Source organism: Paenibacillus sp. FSL H7-0714 (assembly GCF_038003765.1).
Classification (GTDB): Bacteria; Bacillota; Bacilli; order Paenibacillales; family Paenibacillaceae; genus Paenibacillus_AQ.
The window spans coordinates 7,083,840-7,095,436 of sequence record NZ_JBBOPT010000001.1; the positions used below are offsets into that span (position 1 = coordinate 7,083,840).

The following is an 11,597-nucleotide window of genomic DNA, read 5'->3' on the forward strand; positions in this document are numbered from 1 at the left end:
AATGGACCATCCTTTTTATTCATCTGCTGCGGGCATTGCCATATAACTCATCCATAGCAGCCAGCATTCTGCTTATATTATGCTCTGTCGTATCTACACCTACACTCGCCCGAACAGCACCACTCTCTAGCGTGTCAACCGCCTTATGTGCCAAAGGGGTACAATGCATACCCGCTCTGACCGCTATTTTATAATCACGATCTAGACGGTGAGCAATATTCGCCGATTCTTCTCCATCTACCACAAAAGATACAATGCCAGTTCTCGGAGCCCCTAGAGAGGGTCCTAATATTCTAATGCCTGGGATGTTGGACAACCCTTCCATTAGCTTTTGAGTTAATGTCCATTCACTCTCATGGATAACGTTCGTCCCTAAAGATTGTACCTTTTGAACACCTGCTAGTAAACCGGCAATCCCTACCGTATTTTGTGTTCCCGCTTCATATCGATCTGGACGAACAGAGGGTTGTTCACTGTTTTCCGATTGACTACCAGTTCCTCCATGCATCAGGGGTTCCAGGTCCAATTCAGGTGATATATAAAGTCCGCCGGTTCCTTGTGGTCCAAGTAGTCCTTTATGCCCCGGAAATGCCAACAAGTCTATATTCATTTTTTTAACATCAATATCAATTGAACCTGCGCTTTGAGCAGCATCCACCAGAAACACAGCACCATGCGATTTAACGATATCGCCAATATCACCGATAGGGAGTATACTTCCTAGTAAATTAGAGCTGTGATTGCAGATCACCATTTTGGTATTCGGCTGGAAAGCATTTTTGAGTTCTTTTAAATCCAATTGCCCTTCACGATCCACTTTTAGATAGTCAACTTTTATCCCAAGTGTCTTACGCAAGTATTCCAGCGGCCGTCTCACAGAATTGTGTTCTGTCATCGTTGAAATCACGTGATCTCCCACTTTAAGCGTCCCTCTGATCGCCATATTCAAACTCATCGTAGTATTATGGGTAAAAGCTATATTTTGCGCATTAGATACACCGAACAATCCCGCCAGCACACTCCGCGTCTTTACTAACACTCGACCGCTTCCTATCGCTAGCGAGTAATTACCTCTACCAGCATTCGCTCCTGACTGCAGAGCATTCATCATCGCAGCTGCAACCTCTGGTGGTTTCGGCCACGAGGTTGCTGCGTGATCCAGATATACGAAGTCTTCCATAACCTCGCTCCTCGTCTATTACCCTTTTTTAATCAACTTATTCAAAAAAACATACCCCTAATTATCCGATTAAGGATATCTCAGGATATGTTCTTGGCATAGATACCCATTTAGTTACCCAATAATTCCAACAATCTTTCTAAATCCTGAGCACTATAGTAATTCAGTTCAATCTTCCCTTTTTCCTTACCCTGTTTTATTTTCACTGTTGTTTTAAAACGTTCACGCAATACTTCCTCTACATTATCAATGTAGGGATCACGTTTAACAACTTTGACTTTAACTCCATTAGTAGGTTTTCGGTCCAAGTTCTTCACTGTTTCTTCTAGCTCTCTTACACTCCACTGTTGTTCCACGCATTGTTCGGCCAGTTGTTTAATTACTTCTGGATCCTTTAAAGCAACAATTGCCCGCGCATGCCCCATTGACATTGTTCCACGTGAAACATATTCTTTTACTTCTTCAGGTAAAGAAAGTAATCTTAGGAAGTTAGCGATGTGTGATCTGGACTTACCTACCTTAAGCGAGAGTTCTTCCTGCGTGAGTGAAAACTGATCCATTAGGCCTTGGTAAGCCACTGCGATCTCCATTGCATTTAAGTTCTCACGTTGCAAGTTCTCAATTAAGGCAATCTCCATAACCTGTTGATCACTAAGATTTCTAACAACTGCTGGGATTGTAGCTTTGCCACAATATTGCGAAGCCCGGAATCTGCGTTCGCCGGCAATGATCTCATACCCCTTCAATACGCTACGGACTATGATCGGCTGAATCACGCCATGTTGTCTGATAGATTCTGCCAGTTCTTGAATGGCCTCTTCATTAAAATCTTTACGTGGTTGATATGGATTAGCACGTAGTTGAGCTAAGGGAATCTCAACTACCTTATCATCTTCATTAATAGATAAAGATGGAATCAGCGCATCCAGACCTTTTCCTAAACGTTTACTCATAAGAAATCACTTCCTTTGCCAACTCTAAATACACTTCCGCTCCTTTAGAGCGAGGATCATAAGTGATAATGGATTGTCCATGTGAAGGCGCTTCACTTAACCGGACATTCCGAGGAATAATCGTTCTATATACTTTCTCTTGGAAATACTTCTTAACCTCTTCTATCACCTGGATTCCCAGATTGGTCCGGGCATCAAGCATAGTCAATAATACTCCCTCTATCTTCAGATGCGGGTTGAGATTCTTTTGCACCAGACGAACGGTGTTTAAAAGCTGACTCAAACCCTCAAGTGCATAATATTCACACTGGATCGGGATGATTACCGAATCCGCTGCCGTAAGAGAATTGATTGTTAAAATGCCAAGTGAAGGAGGACAATCGATGATAATATAATCATAATTGTTTTTAACCGCATTCAGCGCCTTTTTTAGCTTTAGCTCTCTGGAAATCGTCGATACTAACTCGATTTCCGCACCCGCTAATTGAATGGTCGCCGGAATGATATGCAGTCCTTCATTTTGAGTTTCCAGTATGGTTTCTAGAGGATTTACCTCATTTATAAGAATGTCATATATACAATTCGCCACGTCCGCCTTGTTGACGCCAACGCCGCTAGTAGTGTTACCTTGAGGATCGATATCAACTAGAAGCACTCTTTTTCCTAATGTAGCCATACCGGCACCTAGGTTCACGGAGGTTGTTGTTTTACCGACACCGCCTTTTTGATTTGCTATGGCAATAATCTTGGACACTTATTTCACCTCGAATAGTTAGGAAGAATCTTCTCGTAGATCGCAAGTACAAATGTTCCTGACGCTGATATAGCGTCACACTTTATGAAGAATATAGACAACTATTATATACTGGAACTTTAAATTACAGGCCTGGCCAACACATCCCGGTTCTAGCCACACCAAAGGCGGCCAATCACCTCAAGGCCGCCTTCAGCTTTTGAAACAATTTATCTTTTGGGGATTTGGATTACAATCTCGTAATGGTCACCACGGTCATTTTCTGACGTTTTGATTTCCATCCCTGAGCCTGACACCATATCAATAGATTGACGAATTGTATTAAGAGCTAGACGAACATCCTTGGTATAGGAGACCCGCTTTGATTTTTTAGTTTGTGAGACTTGTTTGTAGAAAGCAATACGAGCTTCTGTTTGTTTAACATTTAAGCCTTTTGAAATGATTTCTGCCAACACTTTCAGTTGCATCTCCACACTATCGAGTGATAATAATGAACGTGCATGTCTTTCAGAAATCTGACGCTCCATTAACGCCGTCTTAACCTCTTCAGGTAAATTAAGTAAGCGAATTTTATTAGCTATGGTAGACTGACTTTTACCTAGTCGTTGTGCTAAGCTTTCTTGCGTCAATTGATGAAGATCAATTAACTTTTGATAAGCAACAGCTTCTTCAATAGAGGTCAAGCCCTCACGCTGTAAGTTTTCTATAAGCGCAATAGATGCGGCCTGTGAATCATTGAATTCACGAACAATGGCTGGAATCGTCTCTAAACCAAGCTTTTTGACCGCACGCCAGCGTCGTTCACCTGCAATGATCTCGTACACGGAATCTCGCATGCGTACAACTATGGGTTGAATGACCCCATGAGTTTTAATCGTCTGGCACAACTCATCGATCTTGTCGTCATCGAATATCGTCCGTGGTTGGTAAGGACTGCTAATGACCTCATGAACTGGTATTTGTTTAATCTCTTCTCCGCTGCTCCGCTCGGTAAATCCAAATAGCTTGGTAAATTGTTCTTTCATTCCGTTCATAACCACCTAATTTCGTTATAGTACGATCTTCTTGACCTTCTTCTCGGAAAGCGTATCGTACAGCAATAAAAAACATTCTGATATTATGAAATGGCCTGCAGCTATCAGGCATCATAATCTCTCCTTCTTTCGAACAAGAGTACAGAGAAGGAGTTATATACAAAATTAAAAGTCTACTATGCTATTCTATCACTTTTCTCTACATAATCATATTCTCCGTAAAGACCTATTTTTCCTGCATTTTCATAATGATAGCCGCTTAATAAACATATCAATTTAGTTTATCTTTTAATTAAAGTTCATTTGAGATCGTTATCGCAATTCCACTCAAAAAAAGGTCACCCTCTAAAATGAGGATGACCTTAAATATATTTTCCAATCTATAATGTTTCACGTGAAACATTATTTGATAAGTGGTGTTTTGGCAGGAATTCCCGCTTTTCGTGGGTACTTAGCAGGAGTGGCACCTGTCTTACGAATAATGACAATATGTCGCGCCGACTCTTCCACAGGCAAGCTGAACGACTCTACTTTACCAAGTTGAGCACGAAGCTCTTTTAAGCTGTACTTCGCCTCACTTAATTCTTCTGATGGATCGCTTCCTTTCATGGCAGCGAAAACTCCATCCTTACGTGTGAAAGGAAGACAAAACTCATTCAACAAGGATAATCTTGCCACCGCACGCGCAGTCACCAAATCATAGGCGTCACGATGCTTGAATTGCCGGGCAATATCCTCCGCTCGACCATGAATCAATTGCACATCAGTTAATTTCAACGTAGTACAGACATGCTGCAGAAAAGAGATTCTTTTACTTAATGAATCAATGATCGTAAGTTTCAAATGTGGAAAACAAATCTTAAGCGGAATACCTGGAAACCCGGCTCCCGAACCGATATCTGCCAAATTGTTTATCTCATTGATATTAAGGAAAAAGGCTAGAGAGATCGAATCATAAAAATGTTTCGTGTAAACCTGCTCACGCTCTGTTATTCCAGTGAGATTCATTTTTTCATTCCAGGATACGAGTTCCTTATAGTAAAGATCGAATTGCTCCAATTGTTCTGCTGTAAGTGTAATGCCTCTTTCTTGTAAAAGCTGAGTGAATTGAACTTCCGTATTATCCATAGATTATCCTTTCGCCGCGGTTACCCGGTTGTAATGCTCGAGATATACGAGGAGAATAGAAATGTCGGCAGGTGTGACTCCCGCAATCCGAGAGGCCTGCCCGATAGAGATTGGACGGATCTTAGTCAGCTTCTGCCGCGCTTCCATCGCTAATCCATGGATTTCATTATAATTAATGTCATCTGGAATTTTCTTCTTCTCCATCTTTTGCAAGCGCTCCACATGTTGGAGCTGTTTTTCAATATATCCGGCATATTTGATTTGGATTTCCACTTGCTCCTTCATTTCTGCATCCAGCATTTCCGGTGATGGCGAGACTTGATCTACGAAGCTATATACAAGCTCTGGACGCCGCATCAAAACAAGCAAATTACTGCCGTCTACAATAGGTGCCGATTCATATTGCGCTAGTACATGGTTTACCTCAACAGGTTTAACCTTTGTCTCTTGCAGACGAACAATTTCACGCTCCACCCGTTCTTTTTTATCCGTGAAGTTATCGAAACGTTCCTGTGTAATCAAACCAATGTCGTAACCGATAGGTGTAAGTCTTAGATCTGCATTATCATGGCGAAGCAACAAACGATATTCTGCACGTGAAGTAAGCAGACGATAAGGTTCATTAGTGCCCTTAGTCACCAGATCATCAATGAGTACACCAATGTATCCCTGTGAACGATCTAAGATTACGGGTTCTTTGTCTTGCACTTTGCGTGCTGCATTAATTCCAGCCATTACACCTTGGCCAGCTGCTTCTTCATAACCGGAAGTACCATTGATTTGTCCAGCAGTGAAAAGACCAGGTAAACGTTTAGTTTCAAGAGATGGCCATAGCTGTGTAGGAACCATTGCATCATATTCAATAGCATAGCCGTTACGCATCATCTCTACCTTTTCCATACCAGGGATGGAACGCAGAATCGCCAGCTGTACATCCTCAGGAAGACTAGTCGACAGACCTTGTACATAGTATTCCGATGTATTTTTTCCTTCTGGCTCTAAAAAGATCTGATGCTTAGATTTATCACTAAATCTTACTACTTTATCTTCAATAGATGGGCAATAACGTGGACCTGTTCCTTCAATAATACCCGTAAACATCGGCGCACGATGAAGGTTGTCATTAATAATCTGATGAGTAACCTCAGAGGTATAAGTTAACCAACAAGGAAGCTGTTCATTGTTGGATGATTTCGTTTCAAACGAAAAGAATTTAGGCTCATCGTCGCCGGGTTGAATTTCTGTCTTCGAGAAATCGATCGTATCGCGATGTACACGTGGTGGTGTACCTGTCTTAAAACGCACCAATTCAAAACCAAGCTCCCGCAAATTCTCAGATAGCTTCACTGATGGCTGTTGATTGTTAGGTCCACTCTCATATGTCAGTTCACCCATGATCACCTTACCACGCAGGTAAGTACCTGTAGTCAGGATAACAGTCTTACTATGGTATTCCGTTCCTGTCTTCGTAACTACACCCGCACAACGTCCATCCTCAACGATTAAACGCTCAACCATCCCTTGACGAAGCGTCAAATTAGGCGTTTTCTCCATCGTTTCCTTCATTGTATGTTGGTACAAGAACTTATCAGCTTGTGCACGCAATGCATGCACCGCAGGTCCCTTCCCTGTGTTAAGCATACGAAGCTGAATAAAAGTCTTATCTATATTACGGCCCATTTCTCCGCCTAGCGCATCAATCTCACGCACCACATGTCCTTTGGCAGGTCCGCCTATGGACGGATTGCAGGGCATGAATGCAACCATATCCAGGTTAATTGTGATCATCAACGTGCTGCAGCCCATTCGTGCTGACGCTAGAGCTGCTTCGCAACCGGCATGACCGGCGCCAATGACGATTACGTCATAGTTGCCTCCATCATAACTCATGTCCTGTTTCCCCCTAATGTTATATTAAAATGTAAAACCTATTTTCCTAAACAAAATTGTGAGAATATTTGATCTAACAACGAGTCCGCTGCCGTATCGCCTATAATTTCACCGAGTTGTTCCCATGCTAGCCGTACATCGATTTGAATCATATCAATTGGAATATACTGTTCCGCCGCATCGTATGCATCCTGTAGTGATTTATAGGCTTTTTTAAGCAGTGCAATATGTCTCACATTACTTACATATGTCAAGTCACCCGATTCCAGCTTTCCACCAAAAAAGAGTGTCGAAATGGCATCTTCAAGTTTGTCTAGACCTTCCTCTTCCAGAACGGACATTGGTACGATGTTGGACTCCTCAAAGAACGAGAGCAACTTATCCTTATCTAGTTTGGGCGGTAAGTCCATTTTATTCATGATCACTAGGCATTGTCTACCGTGGATTTGTTCCATCAATGCCAATTCGTCCTCATGCAGCTCTTCGTTAGCATTTAGCACAAGTAGAATCAGATCCGCATCACTAACTGCCGCCTTGGAACGTTCTACGCCAATCTTCTCCACTACATCCATCGTTTCACGAATTCCCGCCGTATCAAGCAGCTTAAGCGGAATGTTGTTTATCGTTATATATTCTTCGATGACATCACGTGTTGTTCCGGGAATATCTGTTACAATCGCTTTGTTATCACGTGCTAACGCGTTTAATAAAGAAGATTTACCAACATTGGGACGACCAACTATAGCTGTCGTTATCCCCTCACGAAGAATTTTTCCTTCATTAGAAGTCTTAAGAAGCTTTGTGATTCCTTCCATCACTTCACTGCTTTTATCTTTAATAAATTCAGCTGTCATGGATTCTACATCATGCTCTGGATAATCTATATTTACTTCGATATGAGCCAGCATCTCAATAAGTGTATGGCGCAAAGCATGAATTCGATCCGACAAGGATCCACTAACCTGCTTTAAAGCCACAGAAAACGCACGATCCGACTTCGAGCGAATGAGATCAATAACCGCCTCAGCCTGTGATAAATCAATACGTCCACCCAAGAAAGCACGCTTGGTGAACTCACCTGGCTCGGCTAACCTTATCTCCTGCTGAAGAAGTAAATCCATCACCCTTCTTACAGAAATTACACCACCATGAGCACTGATCTCTACTACATCCTCGGTCGTAAAAGAACGTGGGCCCTTCATTACGGTTACAAGTACTTCTTCCATCTTCTCTCCGTTATCCGGACTAACGATATGCCCATAATGAACGGTATGCGATTCCGCTTCAGTTAACGGAACTCGGCTACGAAACAAAGGCGCCACTTGGGAAATAGCCTGAGGGCCACTTACCCGAATAATAGCAATTCCTCCCTCGCCTAATGCCGTCGATACGGCAGCAATGGTGTCACTAAGCATGCTGTTTTTCACCCCAAAACCTATATTTTTTTGATCATAAACGGTCTTATATTGTTAAAAAAGCAATGACCCCTTACATTGGTCAAGGAGTCATTGCATCATATAGTCTTTACTTCAAAGTTATAACGACGCGGCGATTTGGCTCTTCGCCCTTACTAAGGGTATTCACTTGCCGATGATCCTGTAATCTGGAGTGAATAATTTTCCGCTCCTGAGGTGACATCGGTTCCAGTACTACCTCTTTACGAGTCCGAATGACACGACTGGCTAAACGATCAGCCAGCTCTTCGAGAGTTTTTTTACGCCGCTCACGGAAGTTCTCCGCATCTAGCACAAGCCGTATAAAACTGTCGGAGTAACGATTAGCTACGATATTAGCCAAATACTGCAGAGCATCGAGAGTTTGTCCTCTTCTACCAATCAACAGTCCCAAATCTGGACCTGATATCTGCAGAATCGTGGATTCCTTAGTGTGGACGATTTCGACTTCCACTTCGAGCCCCATGCTCTTAGCGACATCCACAATGAAATGAACGGCTTCTTGGTAAGCTTCCTCCACCGGTTGTCCGGAATCTTGGCGTGGCACACCGCCGTTAGCCTCCTGTTTGCTCTCTCTTGTTGACTGCTGAGGCAGTGACGGAGCACTCGCCGCTGATGCCGGTGCGGCTTCGGCTATCAAGGTTAACTCAACCTTGGCACCTTTCGCACCGATCAATCCCAGGAATCCTCTTGATGGCTGCTCAAGTACGTTGACCGTTACCCGGTCCTTTTGAACTCCAAGCTGGGTTAGTCCCCGTTCTACAGCTTCTTCAATGGTTTTCCCTGTTGCGACGACTTTGCTCATTTTGACTTTTTGGCTCCCTTCGATGCTTTACTGCCGCCTTTGCTCTTCACAGCAGTTGAGTCATCTGTACTTTTCACAGCACTTGCGATTGCCAATTTATGTTTATCGTTGTTGCGATATAAGAAATAGTTCTGAACAATAGTATAAATGTTACTGTAAACCCAGTATAGCGGCAATGCTGCTGGGAAGTTGTAGGACATAACGAAAATCAGAACTGGATAGATCATCATCATGAACTGCATTGGCCCTTGTTGTTGCATCGGGTTCATTTTAGTCATCATTCTAGTTTGTATAAATGTTGTTAATGCTGCAAGCACTGGTAAGATAAACAGATGATCCGGCTTACCTAGCTCCAGCCATAAGAAGGAGTGCTCCCGTAGATGTGGATTATAGTAGATCGAGTTGTAGAGAGCGATAAAGATAGGCATTTGTACGATCAGCGGTAAACAACCCGCCATTGGATTAACCTTATTCTCTTGGAACAAACGCATCGTTTCTTGCTGCACCTTTTCAGGTGTGTCTTTATATTTTTTCTGGATCTTTTGGAGTTCCGGTTGAATGGCTTGCATTGCCCGCGAGCTCTTCACCTGTTTAATCGTAAGCGGAAGAATCAACGTGCGGACAATAATAACCATCACAAGTACGGCTAAACCATATTCTCCGTTAAACCAATCAGCAAACTTGTCCAAGGCAATGGCGAAATAATACACTACATTACTTTGCCAGAAGCCTCCATTCTTTAAATCCTCCGTAGTGTGCGTAACAGCAGCTGACGGAGCGCATCCCGACAGAACAGCTAACGACAACACCATCACTGTGATGAGGAGAAACCATTTTCCCCGTCTAGTCTTCATTAGAGACACTTCAAAACCCCTCTCTTGAACATTCCATTCCACCGTAAATCATACCATAATTATGAATACAAATAAACAAGCCTCTTATGCGTCCTTTATTTGCGGGAAGCCTTGAGTAGCTTGGCTTTGCGCAGTACATGCAGCACGCTTTTTTCGAGCTCTGCGTATTCCATGGAAAGCGCTCCTTTTCTTACGATAAACACCATATCGAGTCCACCTGCAATTTCAGGTTCATGATGACGAACGATTTCCTTCACCAATCTTCTCATTCGGTTACGGACAACCGCGTTTCCAACCTTTTTACTGACCGATACCCCAACTCTAAATCGCTCTACCTCTTTTTTGCTAAACCAATACACTACAAATTGATGATTCGCAAATGACTTCCCATGGCGATATACACGACTGAAGTCGGCACGGTTTCGTAATCGTAACTTTTTGTGCACGGGAATCTCCTTCATAAATCCGGTTAAAAGTATCGTTCCGAATTTTTTTCTTCTAATAGTATAGTCATTTGGATGTCGCCATAAACGACCGCGACTACAACGCTGAAATTTCCCTTCTATATTATAGAAAGAAAAATATTCTCAACTTCTCACAAAATAATTCTGTATATACGTTAAATAGCCCCGCAAAGTGTAGCTAGCGCATTAAGCGAGATCCTAGTCGTTTGCAGAGCAAATAATAATAAAAAGCAGTAAAAAAAGACCACCGGAGTGGTCCCTTAGTGGCCTAACTTACGCACTCAAAACTTTTCTGCCTTTCAAGCGGCGAGCTGCCAGCACTTTACGGCCGTTTTTCGTGCTCATTCTTTTACGGAAACCGTGAACTTTCTTGCGTTTGCTCACATTTGGTCTAAATGTCGGTCTCATAATTGCACCTCCCTTACAGGAACTTAATTACTGTCATATAAGCAGAAACGGTCTAAGCCGTCCTTATAGTAGGGACAGTATCTACATGAATCATCATTTAATTATCGAGACATATCCTTACAGAAAACACCTTTATATATTTAAACATATTTTATGCGCAAAAGTCAACCTACTGCTGGCTCCAGACCCTCCCTCTAATTCAAGCCGCTTATCCACAACTCCCATTAGAAAAAAAGTAATCCACAAGATATGACAGTTATCCACCTGTGATCAAAAAATAAAGTCGACTACTCACAGATGAGCACAACCTGTGTATAAAATTATCGAAGCTTTGGCGTAAAGTGTCGAACCGTAAACAAATTATCAACAATATGTAGTGGTGTTCCTAATAATTGTACACAAGTGCTTGAATTTGTGGATAAAATAGCCCTGCTCATTGAAAAATAAGGGGCGTTTTGCTATGATGGTATTACTTTTGAATGTGAATAGATTTGTTTGTTCTCTTAATTATCAACAAGCTGTGGATAAAGTTGTGAACAAATCAAATTTATCCATATTTTTTTGTCTCTTCATATTGCCTACTGGGGATAAATATCAGCACCAACCTATTTTCTTCGACATTTCCACTTCATGGCTGATGCCACATTTGGAAGATTTAAAGGAGTGACAGTCT

Annotated in this window: 11 protein-coding genes; all 11 read right to left on the reverse strand. The window is 42.3% G+C overall.

Annotated features, from left to right (window positions below; genetic code table 11):
• Positions 1–19: 19 nt before the first annotated feature.
• A complete protein-coding gene (locus NST34_RS31885) occupies positions 20–1,180 on the reverse strand; it encodes an aminotransferase class V-fold PLP-dependent enzyme (protein ID WP_341129487.1) in 1,161 nt (386 codons plus the stop codon).
• Positions 1,181–1,290: 110 nt separating this feature from the next.
• Positions 1,291–2,133 carry a ParB/RepB/Spo0J family partition protein gene (locus NST34_RS31890; RefSeq protein ID WP_042193054.1) on the reverse strand — a complete coding sequence of 281 codons (843 nt, stop codon included), beginning with the start codon at positions 2,131–2,133 and terminating at the stop codon, positions 1,291–1,293.
• Positions 2,126–2,887, reverse strand: coding sequence for a ParA family protein (locus NST34_RS31895; RefSeq protein ID WP_042131728.1), 762 nt, complete (start codon positions 2,885–2,887; stop codon positions 2,126–2,128). The genes NST34_RS31890 and NST34_RS31895 overlap by 8 nt, the downstream gene beginning before the upstream one ends.
• Positions 2,888–3,096: 209 nt before the next feature.
• Complete coding sequence (gene noc / locus NST34_RS31900; protein WP_076285062.1) at positions 3,097–3,912, reverse strand: nucleoid occlusion protein; 816 nt, start codon at positions 3,910–3,912, stop codon at positions 3,097–3,099.
• Positions 3,913–4,323: 411 nt separating this feature from the next.
• Positions 4,324–5,049, reverse strand: a complete 726-nt coding sequence (rsmG, locus tag NST34_RS31905) for a 16S rRNA (guanine(527)-N(7))-methyltransferase RsmG (RefSeq protein ID WP_339268038.1) — start codon at positions 5,047–5,049, stop codon at positions 4,324–4,326.
• Positions 5,050–5,052: 3 nt separating this feature from the next.
• Positions 5,053–6,939 carry a tRNA uridine-5-carboxymethylaminomethyl(34) synthesis enzyme MnmG gene (mnmG, locus tag NST34_RS31910; protein ID WP_042193060.1) on the reverse strand — a complete coding sequence of 629 codons (1,887 nt, stop codon included), beginning with the start codon at positions 6,937–6,939 and terminating at the stop codon, positions 5,053–5,055.
• A gap of 38 nt (positions 6,940–6,977) precedes the next feature.
• Complete coding sequence (gene mnmE, locus NST34_RS31915; RefSeq protein WP_042193063.1) at positions 6,978–8,354, reverse strand: tRNA uridine-5-carboxymethylaminomethyl(34) synthesis GTPase MnmE; 1,377 nt, start codon at positions 8,352–8,354, stop codon at positions 6,978–6,980.
• A 109-nt stretch (positions 8,355–8,463) separates the two neighbouring features.
• Entirely contained in the window at positions 8,464–9,198 is a 735-nt protein-coding gene (jag, locus tag NST34_RS31920) for an RNA-binding cell elongation regulator Jag/EloR (RefSeq protein ID WP_042193066.1), read from the reverse strand.
• On the reverse strand, positions 9,195–10,061 hold the full coding sequence (locus NST34_RS31925; protein WP_042193068.1) for a YidC/Oxa1 family membrane protein insertase: 867 nt from the start codon (positions 10,059–10,061) through the stop codon (positions 9,195–9,197). The genes jag and NST34_RS31925 overlap by 4 nt, the downstream gene beginning before the upstream one ends.
• Before the next feature lie 86 nt (positions 10,062–10,147).
• On the reverse strand, positions 10,148–10,498 hold the full coding sequence (gene rnpA / locus NST34_RS31930; protein WP_042193070.1) for a ribonuclease P protein component: 351 nt from the start codon (positions 10,496–10,498) through the stop codon (positions 10,148–10,150).
• Between the two features lie 291 nt (positions 10,499–10,789).
• Positions 10,790–10,924 (reverse strand): 50S ribosomal protein L34, encoded by a 135-nt coding sequence (gene rpmH / locus NST34_RS31935; protein WP_039295761.1) that lies wholly within the window; start codon positions 10,922–10,924, stop codon positions 10,790–10,792.
• Between the last annotated feature and the right edge of the window lie 673 nt (positions 10,925–11,597).